The organism is Yoonia sediminilitoris (genome assembly GCF_003058085.1).
Classification (GTDB): domain Bacteria; phylum Pseudomonadota; class Alphaproteobacteria; order Rhodobacterales; family Rhodobacteraceae; genus Yoonia; species Yoonia sediminilitoris.
Genome location: NZ_QBUD01000001.1, coordinates 361,059 through 376,442, shown reverse-complemented (window position 1 = coordinate 376,442; position 15,384 = coordinate 361,059). Strand labels below are relative to the sequence as shown.

19 protein-coding genes and 1 tRNA gene are annotated in these 15,384 nt (G+C 58.8%); 5 read left to right on the top strand and 15 right to left on the bottom strand.

Annotation, left to right across the window (positions count from 1 at the left end; all coding sequences use genetic code 11):
• Nucleotides 1-40: 40 nt before the first annotated feature.
• The 3 genes from C8N45_RS01930 to C8N45_RS01920 form a co-directional block, all read right to left on the bottom strand.
• Nucleotides 41-1,087 (bottom strand): RluA family pseudouridine synthase, encoded by a 1,047-nt coding sequence (locus tag C8N45_RS01930; protein WP_108384517.1) that lies wholly within the window; start codon nucleotides 1,085-1,087, stop codon nucleotides 41-43.
• A gap of 10 nt (nucleotides 1,088-1,097) precedes the next feature.
• Nucleotides 1,098-1,174: transfer RNA gene (locus C8N45_RS01925), tRNA-His, on the bottom strand.
• 43 nt (nucleotides 1,175-1,217) lie between these two features.
• Nucleotides 1,218-1,697, bottom strand: a complete 480-nt coding sequence (locus C8N45_RS01920) for a GNAT family N-acetyltransferase (RefSeq protein ID WP_108385104.1) — start codon at nucleotides 1,695-1,697, stop codon at nucleotides 1,218-1,220.
• Between the two features lie 80 nt (nucleotides 1,698-1,777).
• Between C8N45_RS01920 and C8N45_RS01915 the strand changes: the two genes are divergently transcribed.
• Complete coding sequence (locus C8N45_RS01915; protein WP_108384516.1) at nucleotides 1,778-1,969, top strand: DUF6324 family protein; 192 nt, start codon at nucleotides 1,778-1,780, stop codon at nucleotides 1,967-1,969.
• Nucleotides 1,970-2,011: 42 nt separating this feature from the next.
• Here the strand turns inward: C8N45_RS01915 and C8N45_RS01910 are convergent, their stop codons facing one another.
• Nucleotides 2,012-2,473: an MmcB family DNA repair protein gene (locus tag C8N45_RS01910; protein WP_108385103.1), complete on the bottom strand. Its 462-nt coding sequence runs from the start codon at nucleotides 2,471-2,473 to the stop codon at nucleotides 2,012-2,014.
• A gap of 446 nt (nucleotides 2,474-2,919) precedes the next feature.
• Between C8N45_RS01910 and C8N45_RS23105 the strand changes: the two genes are divergently transcribed.
• Nucleotides 2,920-3,066 carry a hypothetical protein gene (locus tag C8N45_RS23105; protein WP_168769378.1) on the top strand — a complete coding sequence of 49 codons (147 nt, stop codon included), beginning with the start codon at nucleotides 2,920-2,922 and terminating at the stop codon, nucleotides 3,064-3,066.
• Between the two features lie 256 nt (nucleotides 3,067-3,322).
• Here the strand turns inward: C8N45_RS23105 and C8N45_RS01905 are convergent, their stop codons facing one another.
• The gene (locus tag C8N45_RS01905; RefSeq protein WP_108385102.1) at nucleotides 3,323-3,637 is read right to left on the bottom strand and encodes a hypothetical protein; all 315 of its coding nucleotides are present in this window, start codon (nucleotides 3,635-3,637) and stop codon (nucleotides 3,323-3,325) included.
• A 108-nt stretch (nucleotides 3,638-3,745) separates the two neighbouring features.
• Between C8N45_RS01905 and C8N45_RS01900 the strand changes: the two genes are divergently transcribed.
• Nucleotides 3,746-4,258 (top strand): hypothetical protein, encoded by a 513-nt coding sequence (locus C8N45_RS01900; protein ID WP_108384515.1) that lies wholly within the window; start codon nucleotides 3,746-3,748, stop codon nucleotides 4,256-4,258.
• On the opposite strand, the gene nusB is transcribed toward C8N45_RS01900, so the two are convergent.
• The 5 genes from nusB to C8N45_RS01875 all read right to left on the bottom strand — a co-directional run bounded on the left by nusB (nucleotide 4,248) and on the right by C8N45_RS01875 (nucleotide 7,752).
• Nucleotides 4,248-4,721, bottom strand: coding sequence for a transcription antitermination factor NusB (gene nusB / locus C8N45_RS01895; RefSeq protein WP_108384514.1), 474 nt, complete (start codon nucleotides 4,719-4,721; stop codon nucleotides 4,248-4,250). The two genes, C8N45_RS01900 and nusB, sit on opposite strands and share 11 nt — an antisense overlap.
• Entirely contained in the window at nucleotides 4,718-5,254 is a 537-nt protein-coding gene (locus C8N45_RS01890) for a 6,7-dimethyl-8-ribityllumazine synthase (RefSeq protein WP_108384513.1), read from the bottom strand. The genes nusB and C8N45_RS01890 overlap by 4 nt, the downstream gene beginning before the upstream one ends.
• Nucleotides 5,254-6,384 carry a 3,4-dihydroxy-2-butanone-4-phosphate synthase gene (gene ribB, locus C8N45_RS01885; protein ID WP_108384512.1) on the bottom strand — a complete coding sequence of 377 codons (1,131 nt, stop codon included), beginning with the start codon at nucleotides 6,382-6,384 and terminating at the stop codon, nucleotides 5,254-5,256. Before ribB ends, C8N45_RS01890 begins: the two co-directional genes overlap by 1 nt.
• Nucleotides 6,385-6,524: 140 nt before the next feature.
• Nucleotides 6,525-7,082, bottom strand: a complete 558-nt coding sequence (locus C8N45_RS01880; protein WP_108384511.1) for a hypothetical protein — start codon at nucleotides 7,080-7,082, stop codon at nucleotides 6,525-6,527.
• 73 nt (nucleotides 7,083-7,155) lie between these two features.
• A complete protein-coding gene (locus C8N45_RS01875; protein ID WP_108384510.1) occupies nucleotides 7,156-7,752 on the bottom strand; it encodes a riboflavin synthase in 597 nt (198 codons plus the stop codon).
• Between the two features lie 269 nt (nucleotides 7,753-8,021).
• Between C8N45_RS01875 and C8N45_RS01870 the strand changes: the two genes are divergently transcribed.
• Both C8N45_RS01870 and C8N45_RS01865 read left to right on the top strand, forming a co-directional pair.
• Nucleotides 8,022-9,200, top strand: coding sequence for a capsule polysaccharide biogenesis protein (locus C8N45_RS01870; protein WP_245882520.1), 1,179 nt, complete (start codon nucleotides 8,022-8,024; stop codon nucleotides 9,198-9,200).
• Complete coding sequence (locus C8N45_RS01865) at nucleotides 9,200-11,206, top strand: capsule polysaccharide biogenesis protein (protein WP_108384509.1); 2,007 nt, start codon at nucleotides 9,200-9,202, stop codon at nucleotides 11,204-11,206. The genes C8N45_RS01870 and C8N45_RS01865 overlap by 1 nt, the downstream gene beginning before the upstream one ends.
• On the opposite strand, the gene ribD is transcribed toward C8N45_RS01865, so the two are convergent.
• The 5 genes from ribD to C8N45_RS01840 form a co-directional block, all read right to left on the bottom strand.
• On the bottom strand, nucleotides 11,165-12,295 hold the full coding sequence (gene ribD / locus C8N45_RS01860; protein WP_375342456.1) for a bifunctional diaminohydroxyphosphoribosylaminopyrimidine deaminase/5-amino-6-(5-phosphoribosylamino)uracil reductase RibD: 1,131 nt from the start codon (nucleotides 12,293-12,295) through the stop codon (nucleotides 11,165-11,167). The two genes, C8N45_RS01865 and ribD, sit on opposite strands and share 42 nt — an antisense overlap.
• Nucleotides 12,292-12,759 (bottom strand): transcriptional regulator NrdR, encoded by a 468-nt coding sequence (gene nrdR / locus C8N45_RS01855; protein WP_108384508.1) that lies wholly within the window; start codon nucleotides 12,757-12,759, stop codon nucleotides 12,292-12,294. The genes ribD and nrdR overlap by 4 nt, the downstream gene beginning before the upstream one ends.
• A gap of 151 nt (nucleotides 12,760-12,910) precedes the next feature.
• Entirely contained in the window at nucleotides 12,911-14,461 is a 1,551-nt protein-coding gene (locus C8N45_RS01850; RefSeq protein ID WP_108384507.1) for a tetratricopeptide repeat-containing sulfotransferase family protein, read from the bottom strand.
• 64 nt (nucleotides 14,462-14,525) lie between these two features.
• On the bottom strand, nucleotides 14,526-14,930 hold the full coding sequence (locus C8N45_RS01845) for a secondary thiamine-phosphate synthase enzyme YjbQ (RefSeq protein WP_108385099.1): 405 nt from the start codon (nucleotides 14,928-14,930) through the stop codon (nucleotides 14,526-14,528).
• Nucleotides 14,931-14,950: 20 nt separating this feature from the next.
• Nucleotides 14,951-15,193, bottom strand: a complete 243-nt coding sequence (locus C8N45_RS01840) for a hypothetical protein (protein WP_133175918.1) — start codon at nucleotides 15,191-15,193, stop codon at nucleotides 14,951-14,953.
• Nucleotides 15,194-15,384: the final 191 nt, after the last annotated feature.

The following is a 15,384-nucleotide window of genomic DNA, read 5'->3' as shown; positions in this document are numbered from 1 at the left end:
GCGCTCACGCACATGGGATGGAATGTTTCAGCCCTTAGGGTCAGGCCCCAAGCGCGCGCATCAAATCGCTCATATCTGCGGGTAAATCAGCGGAAAACTGCATCTGTTCGCCAGAAACCGGGTGGACAAACCCCAAAGTGGCGGCATGCAGCGCCTGCCGGGAAAAGGCGGCAGCCGCAGCGACGCCCGCTTCGCCCAATGCCTTGGGGGACAGTTTGCGCCTGCCGCCATAGACCGGATCACCCAGCAAAGCATGGCCGCAGTGGGCAAGATGTACGCGAATCTGGTGGGTGCGCCCGGTTTCAAGCCAGCATTCGATCAGGGCCGCGCTGACCGGACTGCCGTAGGTTTCGACAATACGGGCGCGGGTCACGGCATGCCGACCGGTCGTGAATGAAACGGCCTGCCGCTGGCGGTCCGTCTTGTGGCGGCCAAGGAAGGTCTGCACCTTCAGGATATTGCCCGGCTCGAACGATGTGCCCTTGATGCCGCGCAGGCGCGGGTCGTTGGCGTCCGGTGCACCGTAACAAATCGCCAGATAGCGGCGTTCGACTGTGTGGGCGGCAAACTGGTCGGCCAGATGCTGATGGGCACGGTCGGATTTCGCCGCGACCAGCAGACCGGTCGTGTCCTTGTCGATCCGGTGCACGATACCGGGGCGCTTCATGCCGCCAACACCCGACAGGCTGTCGCCGCAATGATATATCAACGCATTGACCAATGTACCGCCAGGTGTGCCGGGTGCAGGATGCACGACCATGCCCGCCGGCTTGTTGACGACAATCAGGTCATCATCTTCAAACACAACATCCAGCGGAATATTTTCGGGGCCGATATGGCTTTCTTCGGCGGCGGCCACCGACACAGCAACCCGCGCCCCTTCGGTAATGCGAAACCGCGGGTCGGTGATGACAACGCCACCAACCTGCACGGCACCGTCAGCGATCAGCTTGGCCAACCGGGACCGGCTGAGGGATGCATCATCGGGCACATCACGGCCAAGCGCCTTATCCAGCCGTGGCGGCGGATTTGGCCCGATTTCAAATTCAATGACAGTCACGCCCACGGGCCTACTCCAACGGATCATGGGAGGGAGGTGGTACCGCCTCCCCGGCTTGAACGGGGGACCCCTGGTTCCACAAACCAGTGCTCTAACCAACTGAGCTAAGGCGGCAACAATCGTCGTTTAGCTTTAGCGCGGCGCGATTGCAAGACCTTCAAAGGGTAATCTGCCACGTCTCTTCCACCAAATCACATCCAAAGGAATGTACGGGTTTGGCGGCGACGCGTTCAAAACCATTGCGCCGGTAGATGCGACCCGCGGCAACGTGGCTTTCGTGTGTCCACAAGGTCAACTGCGCATAACCGACCGAGCGGGCAAACCGCAGGCATTGATCCAGCAAGGCTTGGGCAACGCCCATCCCCCGTGCCTGATCCACCACGTAGAACAGGCGCAGCTTGCCGGTTTGCGCGTTGATCCGCACACAAAACATACTGCCCAACCGCACACCATCCGCCTGCGCGATCCAGCCCGCCTCTGTCCTTGGGTCAGCATCGGACAGGAAATCCTGAATGATCCCGGCCACAAGGGGGCCAAAACTGTCGTCAAACCCCTCGACCTGCGCGTAGTGATCCGCGTGCTGGGCCACCAGCCAATCGGCATCCGCTGCGGTAAAGGGGCGAAGGGTGAACTGCATGATGCGCAGATTTGCAGACCGGCCCTTGCCAATCAAGGGGGCAAAGCTGTAGTCACAATGCGCAGATGAGGGGAACCAGGATGGGTATCAATAGCGAACGCGATCTTGAAGCGAATATTCAAATCGGACCGACGGATGTCGGTATGGTTCGTATCTTTGTCGAGGCTGGCAGCACCGAGATTCCAATGGATTTCGACCCGGATGAAGCTGACGAAATTGCCGAAGAACTCAAAGCTGCAGCGATGGCTGCACGGGCGGTCAAAAAGCGGTAAGACTCTGCGATCTACGGTCTGTCGGCATTCATATCGCGATCTTCACCCAAAACCTTCCGCAAAACCCGGATCGCGGGCCGCCTGCGCACGCACCGCAGCATGGCGTGCGAACTTTTGCACCATGAGCTTGCGGCGGGCGGGTGCGAGTTTACTTTCAGGGCCCATGCGAATGATTTCAGCGTCATACCCGTCTGCCAAAATCAGGCCAGTATCATCAGGCAGCAGTTCTGCCGGGAAATCGCCATCGACCGCCCAGAAAAACCGGTCGCACCATTCCAGATAGCCCTGCCACTTCTGATCCGACTGGAAATCCACCCGGCTTGATTTGCATTCGATCACCCAGACTTCACCCTTGGGTCCAAGCGCCATCACATCGACGCGCAACCCGACGGTCGGCACCAGTTCTTCGACACTGACAAAATCATGACTGCGCAGATGCCGCCCAACGCCACGGGCCAGCAATTGGCCGGGCATGAGCGGTTTTATGACGTGATCTTCGGGCATGGGGCAAACATGAACAATAGGTGAACAAAAATCAATTCCAAATTTGTGACGGCGCTGACCGGACCCGCAACAGTGGTCAGTTGTCATAAAGCAGGCCGCGTTTGCACGAAGCGCCCGTTGGGCAATATTTGCCTCAGGCCGCGCGGTCATGGCATTTCTGCGAATCTGTTTTGGCCGCGCACCCAGAAAATGTCACGCGCCTTGGATCGGAAAAATCAGGGTTTTCCCCTTAAAACTGACCAGTTCACCACCTGCGACATTGTTTTTTGTTTTATTTCAATACATAAGCGGAAATCCGCCCATAAAATGCTTGCATAAGCAAGCGCGCAATATGGCGCGAATGGGGCAAGTGACTATGGGTCAAGCCTTTCTTTACCTTGCGTCCGTCACGTTTTAGTCAGGTTTGAGAGTCAAACATGTCGATAAGCAAAGTAAGGAGTTTACCAATGACATTGTTTACCGACATCACCTTTTTCGAAGTTTGTATGGCTCTTTTGACCGTTGGTCTGGCCGAACGTGCTTTGCTTGCCTACGCTCCCATTGAAATGGTTGGTCCAAACGGGTGGCTGATCAAAGGGAAAGTCGAAGAATAAAGGACACGCGGCGGCTTGTTCTTTCGCTCCCCCAGCCCTACCTTCTCTGATGGCGGGCTTCTGCTCTTCTCGTTGTAACGGGGTTACATTCCAGTGGCCTTAAGCAAATCCGAGGGAGCTGGCTCTGTCTGAGCCCTGGTTCAGTTATCTGGCGCCCACCTGTAAATACAGGTCCTCGGGAATAAATCCCATACGGTCGCTGCGGTTCCCGCCACCTGTCATCCAGCGCAAACAGATCACGATCTCGGCGGATGCTTCATGGCTGCAACGGCTTTGCGCTATCAGCCTTGACCCTCACAGGGGTCATGTGACCGCGGCGTGGTCCATTGTCCCCCTTGTCGATGTTCAGCATGATCGACACACCGAACTGCACACTGCCAAAAATGGTACCATGGAAGAACCAAAGCAAGAACACAGCCAGCCAGCCAATATCGGAGCCCATGATCAATGACCGCAGACCCGCGACGTCAAGCCAGAGCAGCAGGCCCACAAACAGGGCAGACAGGGCAAACCCGATAATGCAATGGCCGATATAGAAGCGCAAAAGATTTGGTTCTTTGGGCTGAGACATGGTATTTCCCCCGGTTCTTTCCAAAATAAGTGGGTTCGTGCCATCGTTCAAGACGTCGCGCACAGCCAAATGCTGGATATGCGACGGCTTCACCCTAACTCGTCGTAGATGAAGAAGTTATTTACAGTGTTCTTTGCGATCTGCCTGTCCGGGTCAGCCGCAGCGCAGGACATTATCGTGTCCTACCGGGATGGTGCACCCGCAGACACCTTTGTGATCGAAAACCAGTCCTGCGCACTGTTCAATGCGCAATTCGTCATTGATTTGCACACAAGTGTGGCTGGTGTCTTGATCGATACGGCCTACGGCGGGCCGGGATCATGGGACCCGTTGCCCGCAATCCTGACCGAAGGCGACGCCACGCTGGCACCCGTCAGTGACGGGGACCGCAGGTTGGAAATTCAGGTCAATGCGCTGCAACCCGACGGGCGCGTCGCCGTCACGCTGGACACAGACGACAGCGTCAGCGCGACCGAGGGTCAGCGGGTACATGTTTCCGGCAGCGAAATCGCGGGGGCAACGGTGCAAATGGTCGTGGGCGGGATCGGAACGCAAGCGGTTTTTGACACGCTCGGCGATGCGACATTGGTCAACCCGACCTGTCTTGCACCTAGCTCGTGAATTTATCGGGCTGGACTTCGCGGGCCATATAATCCAGCACCGCGTTGACGAACTTGGGTTCTTTTCCATCATGTGAAAAGGCATCAGCGATGTGCATAAATTCAACAATGACCACTTTGGGCGGGGTCTGCTTGCCGATCAGTTCTGCCCCGGCCGCCCGAAACAGGGCGCGCCATGTGGGGTCAATGCGCGCGATCGGCCATTTTGCGACCAGCGCACGATCTGTCATCTGGTCAAGTGCTGCCTGATTATCGACCGCCTTTTCCATCAATCCGCGAAACGTATCGATGTCACCCTCGGTCATCTCGCCCTCGTCATAGGTGGCACCAAAGCGGTGGTCCTCGAATTCACGCATCACCGCATCCACGGTCTGCCCAGAGGCTTCCATCTGGAACAATGCCTGCACGGCATAAAGCCGGGCGGCAGATTTCATCTTGCGGCGCTGATTGTTTGAAATGGTCATGTCGTTGATGTGCCGGGGTCGCCCGCCAGCAAGATTTCCCTTGTGAACCCGACCCCCTTGGAGGTCTCGCCCCACTTACGGGCGAGGGCGATCAGGTGCAAGGCCGCAGCCGCTGCACCGCCACCTTTGTTCATTTGTGCCGGATCAGCGCGCACCATGGCCTGATCATAATTCTCAACGGTCAAGATACCGTTGCCAATGCACACCCCCTGCAACCCAAGCAATTGCAAGGCGCGGCTGCTGTCGTTGCAGACGGTGTCATAGTGGGTCGTCTCACCGCGGATCACACAGCCCAGCGCGACATATCCGTCGAAATTGCTCATCCGTTCAGCGATGCCGATCGCCGTGGGGATTTCCAGCGCGCCGGGGACTTCGACGATGTCCCAACTGCCACCGGCCTTTTCAATCTCGGCCTTGGCGCCAGCAATCTGGTTGTCGGATATGTCCTTGTAATAAGGCGATGCGACGATCAGAATCTTCACCGGCTTGTCAAAAGCGGGCAGCGGCATGATGTAATGGGACGGTCCGGCCATCAGCCAATCTCCGAGATTTTGCGGGTACCGGTGATACGCAAGCCGTAGGCATCGAGCCCTACAACCTTGGGCTTGGGGGAATTGGTCAGCAGTTCAATGTCGTGCAGCCCCAAAGAGCTGAGAATCTGCGCGCCCAACCCATATTGGCGCAGCGTCTGCGGCGAGGATTCTTCGTCCATCTCCAGTTTCATATGCACATCGCGCAACAAGACAAGGACACCACGGCCCTCTTTTGCGATCAATTCCATCGCATCGCCAAATTCATTGCGGCGCCCGACAGGACCCGCGCCAACCACATCCAGCAATGGATCCATCGCATGCATGCGCACCAGAACCGGTTCGGGCGCGTCAAGATCGCCTTTGATCAAGGCGATATGTTCGGCACCCTGGGTTTCATCGCTGTAGATGCGCAGCTCCCATTCACCGCCGAATTCAGAATCTATCTTGCTGGTGTCGCGGACACGAACCAGATTATCATGGCGGCGACGATAGGCGATCAAATCGCTGATGGTGCCGATCTTCAGGCCATGCAGCTGGGCAAAGGCGATCAGGTCCGGCAGACGCGCCATTTCGCCGTCTTCTTTCATGATCTCGCAAATTACGCCGGATGGGTTCAGACCGGCAAGGCGGCTGATATCTGTTGCAGCTTCCGTATGCCCCGCCCGGACCAGCACACCGCCGTCACGGGCACGCAGGGGAAAGACATGGCCGGGGGTTGCGATGTCAGCCGCACCCTTGGACGCATCGATTGCCGTGGCAACGGTGAGGGCACGATCATGGGCAGAAATGCCTGTGCTGACCCCCTCGCGGGCTTCGATGCTGACGGTAAAGGCGGTTTCATGGCGCGATGAATTGTGTGAGGCCATGAGTGGCAGTCCCAACGCATCAATCCGCTCACCGGGGAGCGTCAGGCAAATCAGGCCACGACCATGCTTGGCCATGAAATTGATTGCGTCCGGGGTGGCCATCTGGGCGGGGATGACAAGGTCGCCCTCATTCTCGCGATCTTCATGATCGACAAGTACAAACATGCGGCCATTGCGGGCATCCTCGATGATGTCCTCGATGCGGCTGATGGCGTCGGACCAGTCCTGTTCGACGGGGCCGGGTGTTTCGAAATTCTGGTTCATGCGCGTCCTCGCTGGCCTACCCCGCCGCAGATAGCCCAGCGCATTTGATTTGGAAAGGGTGATGGATCAAGATCCATCTTACGACGCAACGCCTGACGTTCCACAAAAAGTGCCACAGCCAATGCAGCGTAAGATGGGTTTTAACCCATCCCCGGTGCAAAATACTCATCTGCCACCAGATAACCTGCCATAGCAGCCGCCTCACTCCACTCGCGTTCAAATGCGGTATCACCGACCACAACAAAACGATCAGCCGGGGCAGGAAGCTGGGATCTTATCGTTTCACGCATCGCAGACCAACTGTCCGTGAAACGCGGGGCAATGATGGCATCGTCAATTCCGGACATCAGCGCCAGTTGGGCAGGACGCAAAGGGGACTGCGCAGCCCCGACCCGGCGGACATCGCGCAGCATATGCATCTTGTCGGCGCGATCCTGCGGCATCTTCTGCCCTGCGCGCAGCACCCGCAGCGCATTGCTTGAAAACAAAAAGCCAATCAGATCATGACCGTTGCTTGCCCTGATCCCGGCATAGGTCCGATATGGCAAACCCAACTCTGCCGCGCGTTTGACCCGCCGCCGTACAATTTCAATCGGCAGCGTCGGCAACAGGTCCTTGCGGGCCTTGGTCCAGACATGCTTGCGCCAGCTTTGTCCCGGTTCATCCACCCGGCCAGAGTTATGTCCTATCCCTGCCATTGCGTTCCTAGCCCAGCTTTTCCACCTGCAGCATTGCGTGCCTGATCGGCGCTGTCAAATGGCGCTGCGGATCTTATCTGTACTCCTGCAAGCGCGCCACATAGCGCGCCATCGTATCGATCTCGAGGTTGATCCGGTCGCCGATAGCGACATTGCCCCATGTTGTTTCAGATTTGGTGTGCGGAATGAAGTTGATGCCGAAATCACGCCCGTTCACCTCGTTGACCGTCAATGATGTGCCGTTCAGCGCGACCGACCCTTTGGGCGCGATAAAACGTGCCAGCGCGTCAGGCGCACGGAATGTAACCCGCGTGCTGTCGCCCTCATCGGCCATGCCGACAACTTCAGCCAGCCCATCCACATGACCCGACACAATATGACCGCCCAATTCATCACCCACCTTCAGGGCCCGCTCCAGATTGACGATATGGCCGACCATCCAGTCGCCCAGATTGGTCGCCCCGACGGTTTCAGCGGAAATTTCCACGTCAAACCAATTCTGAGGCTCCGCACCCAATGCGACCACAGTCAAACACACCCCGTCACAAGCGATCGAGGCGCCAATGTCGATGCCCGCGATGTCATAGCCGGTCCCGATCCGCGCCCGCAGATCGCCGCGCTGCTCAAGCTCCAGCACCTTGCCCTGATCTGTGATGATCCCTGTAAACATACCACGCCTCTGCTATTTTGCTGCACCAGACCTAGCCCTTTGCATTGGGGCGGACAAGCCGCTCTGGGCAATGTAAAGCGCAGCAGGCAATCTGGCCTCTGTATCTGACCCGCTTGTGCTGTCATAATGTTGGGGAAATTATCACCGAGTCCCATTCCGCCGTGCCAGATCCGACCTCACGCCACTTCCTTTTTCTGCAAGGGCCGCATGGACCTTTTTTCTATCTATTGGGCAAGGCCATCATGCAGTCGGGCGCACAGGTCACGCGCATGGGTTTCAACGCGGGCGATCAGGCGTTCTGGTTTCGGGCGCATAACTTCATTCCATATGAAGGTAAGACCGAAGACTGGCCCGCAACCTTTGCCAACCTGATTGCGGCAAAAAACATCACCGACATCGTTCTTTATGGCGACATTCGGCCTGCCCATGCCCGCGCCATCAAGGTTGCCAAGACCGCCGGTATCCGCATCCATACTTTCGAAGAAGGATATATGCGCCCCTATTGGGTGACATATGAACGCGATGGCAGTAACGGCCATTCACGCCTGATGGACCTGAGCATTGATGAGATGTCGGTCGCCCTTGCCATTAATGATCACGATATGCACCCGCCGCCCGCCGTTTGGGGTGATATGCGACAGCACGTATTCTACGGAGCGCTCTATCATTGGTTTGTCCTTTTTGCGAACCGGCGATACCGGCAATTCAAACGGCACCGGCACCTGTCAGTCGGGCAAGAGGCGTGGCTTTATACCAAGCGGTTGTTCACCATGCCGATCATCGCTGCCCGCAGGTCCTTGTCGACCCGGCGCATCCGGCAGGCGGGCTATCCCTATCATCTGGTATTGTTGCAACTTGAACATGATGCCAGTTTCCAGGCCCACGCGCCCTTTACCCGGATGGAACAGTTCTTGCAGCTTGTCATTGACGGGTTCGCGAAAGGGGCACCCGTGCATCACCATCTGGTTTTCAAGGCACACCCGCTGGAGATCGGCCGTCTGCCATTCGCGAAAATCATTTCCGCAATGGCACGGGCGCACGGGATCAGCGACCGGGTTCACTTTGTGCCCGGCGGCAAACTGGCGCGGCTTCTTGATCAGGCGCGGTCGGCGGTGACTGTGAATTCAACGGCCGCCCAGCAAGCGCTTTGGCGGGGCATTCCGGTGAAGCTTTTTGGTGCGGCGGTCTATGACAAGCCGCAGTGTGTGTCAGCGCAACCTTTGCCCGACTTCTTTGCAGCCCCGCAACGGCCCGATGCGCAGGCGTACCGTACCTACAGGCGGTTTCTGCTGGCAACCAGTCAGGTGCCCGGCGGGTTCTATTCCGCGCGCGGTCGGCGGCAGTTGATCCGCGAAGTGACGGATATGTTGCTGGCAGAACAGGACCCCTATCAGATGTTGCTGGATGGTCCTGCGTCGGTGCGGCCAAACCTCAGAAGCCTGGGCTGATGCATGCCCCTAGCCCTGAAAAACGGATGCGGCTTTACGTCTATAACGGCGGTTTTCTGACGCAGACCCGCGTGCGCCGGATCATGGCCCTTGCGGGATATGACATTCGGGTCGGCGCCCCGGGGGATGGCGATGCGGTGGGCGTGTGGGGGCACAGCCCGACAGCGCCACGCGGTGAAGCCGTTGCCGCCAAGCAGGATGCGCCTGTGGTGCGGGTCGAAGATGCCTTTTTGCGCTCTGTTGGTCTGGGGCGTGATGGCGATGTGCCCATCGGTTTGCATATTGACCGCAGGGGCGTGCATTTTGACCCTGCAACGCTGTCTGAGCTTGAACTGATCCTGCAGGATGACCCGCTGGATGATACAGCCTTGCTGGACCGTGCCCGCGCAGGGATTGCGGCGATGAAAGCGGGCCATCTTTCCAAATACAACGCCTTTGACCCGGCTCTGCCGCCCCCTGCCCCGGGTTACGTGCTGGTGATTGACCAGACCCGCAAGGATGCGTCGGTCAAGGCCAGTGGCGCTGACAGCAACAGCTTTCGCGAGATGCTGTTTTATGCCCAGACCGAGCACCCGGGCGCGCGGATCATCATCAAGACCCATCCCGAAACGCTGGCAGGCCACCGCGAAGGGTATTTTTCCGCAAAGGATGCCACCGGCCAAATCAGCCTGTGTGACCAGCCTTTGTCGCCATGGGCGCTGCTGGAGGGGGCCATCGCCGTCTACACGGTTAGTTCGCAGCTAGGGTTCGAAGCAATATTGGCAGGCCATCGCCCAACAGTGTTCGGGCAACCGTTCTATGCAGGCTGGGGGCTGTCAGATGACCGCAAGCCGGTGCAACGCCGCCAGCGCAAGCTGACCCGCGCGCAATTGTTTGCAGCGGCGATGATCCTTTATCCGACATGGTATGATCCTTTTCATGATCGCCTGTGTTCCTTTGAGGAAGCGGCGGCGACGATGCAGGCACTCGCCGATGCGGCACGCGATGATTATCGCGGCTGGGTGGCCGCAGATATGCGGCTGTGGAAACGTGCGTCACTGCAAAGGATTTTCGGCAAGCCCCGCCCGGTGATCTTTGCCAGCGCAAAGGCTGCCGTCGCTAAAGCAACGGCCACGGACAGGCGTCTGATGCGATGGGCATCAACCGGCGCGCGGGATGCGGTGTTGGTCGAGGACGGGTTCTTGCGCTCGCGCGGTCTGGGCGCTGATCTGATCCCGCCGCTGAGCCTGGTGCTTGATGATCTGGGCATCTATTATGATGCAACCCGCCCCAGCAGGCTTGAACATTTGATCAACGCAGCCACTGACCTGCCGCAGGGTGCGCGAGACAGGGCAGCCGCCTTGATTGACCGGATCAACGATGCGCGCCTGTCAAAATACAATCCGGACGCCGCCGCCCCCCTGCCCGACATTCCCAAGGGCCGCCGCATTCTGGTGCCCGGTCAGGTCGAGGATGATGCATCAATCACATTGGGCAGCCCTGATGTGAAGACCAACCGCGCGTTGCTGGAAGCTGTCCGCACGGCCAACCCTGCCGCCGTTCTGATCTATAAACCGCACCCTGACGTGGCGGCAGACCTGCGCCCCGGCAAGGTCACAGGTGCAGACCAGATTGCCGATGTGATCCTGCCCGCCTGCGATCCGATTGCGGCCATTGATGCCGCCGATGAAATCTGGACCATGACATCGCTGCTTGGGTTCGAGGCCCTGTTGCGCAACAAGCAGGTCATCTGTCTTGGCACGCCCTTCTATGCTGGCTGGGGCCTGACCGATGATCGGGCCATGCCGGTCACAAGGCGCACCGCGCGCGTTGATTTGCCCGGTCTGGTCCATGCCGCATTGATTGCCTACCCCCGCTATTTCGATCCCGTGACTGGTATGGCCTGCCCGGTCGAGGTGATCGTCGACAGGCTGGAAAACAACGACATTCCCGTCCCCGGCAAATTGAACCGGATGACAGCCAAGTTACAGGGGCTTTTTGCCGGCTATGCCCACCTCTGGCGCTGATGCCCGCCTGACCCAGCGGTGTTGAATATCCGCCCCGATCCGGCGCACATCCTTCAGCGCAAAACCCGGCGCCGCGGCGAGACGGTCAACCCCCATGGGCCCTAGGGCGGGTGTGCCCTCTGCCCCGATGGCCAGACCGGCGGTAAAGACGACCAGTTCATCAACCAGATCAGCCGCAAGCAATGATGCCGCCAGCATTCCCCCGCCTTCGCAAAAGACCCGGGTGATCCCTTGATCCGCAAGCGCCCCCATCATGGAGACCGGATCAATCTCGCCGCTGCGCACCGCACATTCCAGCCCGCGTGCGCCCTGCGCTTCCCATGCGCTAATGTCCGCACCCGGCCCGTGGCAAAGCCAGACGGGCACGTCATTGGCACTTGCCGCCATCTGACCTGTGGCCGGTATCTGTGCCGTGCGCGATGCGACCACCCGCACAGGGTGCCGGGTGATCCCCAGCCCGCGCACGGTCAGTGACGGATCATCGGCCCGCACGGTGCCTGCCCCCACCAAAACCGCGTCATGGCGCGCGCGCATCATATGGACAGCACGCCGCGCCTCCGGCCCCGTGATCCACTGGCTTTCGCCGCTGGCTGTTGCGATCCGCCCGTCCAGCGTGCCCGCCAGTTTGAGTGTCAGAAACGGGCAGTTCCGGGTCACGCGCAGAAAAAAGCCTGCATGGTCTTGTTGCGCCTGCGTCTCCAGCACCCCGGTTTCGACCGTGATCCCTGCCTGCCTGAGCATGGCAATACCGCGACCGGCAACCCGCGGATCAGGGTCGGTTGTGGCGATGACCACGCGCGACACCTGTGCGGCGATCAGTGCATCGGCGCAAGGCGGGGTCTCGCCGTGATGGGCGCAGGGTTCCAACGTGACATAGACGTCCGCACCTCTTGCAGATGCGCCCGCCTGCGCCAGCGCGATCGGCTCGGCATGTGGCCTGCCGCCATCCGCCGTATATCCGCGCCCGACGATCGTCCCGTCTTTGACAATCACGCATCCGACAGCCGGGTTCGGCCAGACACGCCCCATGCCGCGCCGGCCCAAACCAAGCGCAAGCGCCATGAAGCGCGCATCAGTCGCCTGCGTCACCTATCTTCCGGAACGTCCGGGCGCAACTCACTGACAAACTTGTCGAAATCATCTGCGGCCTGAAAATTCTTGTAGACGCTGGCAAAGCGCACATAGGCAACCGTATCAATCCGGGCGAGGCTTTCCATCACGATCTCACCAATCGTGCCAGACGGAATATCGGTCTCTCCCATGCTTTCCAGACGGCGCACAATCCCGCTTATCATCTGGTCCATACGTTCGGGCTCAACCGGGCGCTTTTGCAGGGCGATCCGAATGGAGCGTTCCAGCTTGGGCCGGTCAAAATCCTCGCGGCGCCCGTTTGACTTGATCACCACAAGGTCGCGCAACTGGACCCGCTCATAGGTGGTAAAACGCCCGCCACAGGCAGGGCAAAAGCGACGGCGGCGGATCGCTACATGATCCTCGGCGGGTCGGCTGTCTTTTACTTGGGTATCAACATTTCCGCAAAAGGGGCAACGCATGTCTTGTCCTTGTCCTACCTGTCCCACGGCTAAGGGTTGTGTCCGGTCCGGGGTTATCCACAGGCACTATAGGAAGCCATGCAGGTTTTGGGTAGGGGGCAAATCAAGCCGCAAGATAGACCTTTTGCTGAGCGTTGCCAAAGTGACTCGGTCAGCCGTCAAACCCGTCCGGGTAGAAGCGAGCCAAATGCCGTTTGAGGGGATCAAGATGGGCATCATACCTGCGCCAGCGGTCAACCGACGTGCTGTAGACCGGCTGCCGGACCTGCCGGGCAGACAAGGTGCGGCTTTGCTGGCCTGCACTGTGATAATCAAGGCAGGCCGGGTCCCACGCCAAATTAAGGAAATCCACCATCCGCCGCGCCTGCCCTTCAAGATCGGCGATAACATCCTCATAGGCGACTTCAAGAACAGGGTTCGGCAGGACCTTGCGCCAATGGTCCATCAACTGCCGATAATGCACATAAGAATGGCCAAGCGTATCAAGATTTTGGGTATAGCGATGCCATGCCGACAGCGGCTGCATATAACAGGAGACACAGGTGTCCATCGGGTCGCGGGTCACATGAATGATCCGGGCCTTGGGCAACATGGCCCCAAACAGCCCGAGCAGTTCGAAATTATGCAGGTTCTTGTCAATGACACGGGGGGCGCCCTGCCCGTCAATGCCGGTCAGATAGCGCTGCGCCAGTTCCTGCAGCGCCTTGGCGGGCAATTGCTTGATCGCGCGAACCATTTCCGGGCCGTTGTGGCGCCGCAGTCTGGCCATTTGGGCGATTTCCGACAGGGCGGGGCTTTCGCCCAGACTGGCGACCTGAGCATGGCTTGCCAGAACCTGCTCGACAAGGGTGGAGCCACTGCGCGGCATCCCCACAATCAGCACCGGCCTGTCATCAGCCGTACCTTTGCCAAAGTAATCCGCCCGCGAGATATTCTGGCACAATTGCTGAACATAATTGCGATAGCCCGCTGCGTCATAGGTCATGGGTGCCATTGTCTTGGCTTTTGCAAAGGCATCAAAGGCCGCGTCATAGTCCCCTATATCATTGTACCCCTTGCCCAGCAGCTTGAGCAGATGCGACAGCGGCTTGCCACCAATGGTTTCATAGCGCGGCAAAAGATCATCGCGCATGGAGGCAAAGACGGGATCATCCTGCGTGATCCGCGCGGCATCCATGTAAAGCCCCAGCAGGTTGATATCATCGGGCCTGTCAGTCAGTAGCGCACACGCATGTGCGGCGGCTGCGGCGGCATCGCCGCCGCCCAACAAGGCCCAGCCTTTCTGCACCAGCAGCGGCCGGTGATCCGGGTCATGCGCCAACCCTTCATTGATATGGGTTAACGCGGCTTCAAAGTCGTTGCCCTGCAATGCAGCAAAGGACGCGGCATAGTGCACGTCGGGGTCCTGCGGCGCGACCTCCACTGCCTTGGCCGCGTGTTCCTTTGCTTTGGGCAGATTTCCCAGATGAGCAAAAGTTTCGGCCGCCAGCGCATGGCTTTGCGCATCGTCGGGGCGGGCCTTGAGCAGGGCCTGAACCGGCGGCAAGGCCTTTCGGAAATTGTGCGTATGGCGATTATGAAACAGAATTGCTGCCCGCAAAACCGGCGCTTTCACCCGCTTGTCAGCGAGCAATTTGTCATAAATCGCTTCTGCTTCGCGAAAACGGCCCGTCTTCGCAAGATCTTTTGCCTGTTTCAGCATGCGCCCATCCCATTTGCCTCGTTGGCGCAATTAACGGGAGCAACTGCAGGAAGTCAAAAGCAGATTACTGCAATAACCCGGTCACCTGCCGCTGATGTGGCCGATCACGGTGTTCGAACAGATAGATGCCCTGCCATGTGCCCAGCGCCATGCGCCCATCAATCACCGGGATCGACAGTGATGTGGGTAGCATCGGTGCCTTGATATGCGCGGGCATGTCGTCGGGCCCCTCATAGGTGTGGGTCAGATAAGACATGGACGGGTCGGTCGTGGGCGGGACAAGTCTTACAAAGAAATTTTGCAGGTCGGTCTGCACCTCGGGGTCGGCGTTTTCCTGTATCAACAGGCTGGCAGAGGTATGGCGGACGAACAAAGTAAGAAGACCGGTGCCGCGCACCCAACCGCTCACTTGGGTTGTGAACTCATAAAGACCGGGTCCGCCTGTCGCGATATCAAAGTTGGTATGCATAGCGACTTCTACCGCCATTCCTAGCCCGATGCACAGGCCAAAACCGGAGCCGTTTTCTGGCCATCCGCTGGCGGCAAGGCAAGCAGCGCGGCCAGTGTCTGTGGCAGGCGCGGCACGCAAACCCCGGTCAACGTCACAGTATGCGTCGCAGTGACCTTGGCATCTGTCACTGCATACGCGGGCTCTGTGCTGTATGCGTTTGCGGGAAGTGCGAAAGAAACAATCGTGAGTGTAGCCATTGATCGCAGAGTGAGGCGGGGCATGATGATTATCCTTTTTCTTTAAGACAAATGCGCCCATTACGCCGCCTGTTCAATCGGCTGACATGCGCAATCACGTGATCGTAAATGCACAGGAGTGGGGCGTGAGCCAAAAAAAGCACCTCAATGCAGCCATAGCACCCGCGCTACAAAACAAAACGGCAGGCCGGCGATGCCGGGCGAGACATCACTTC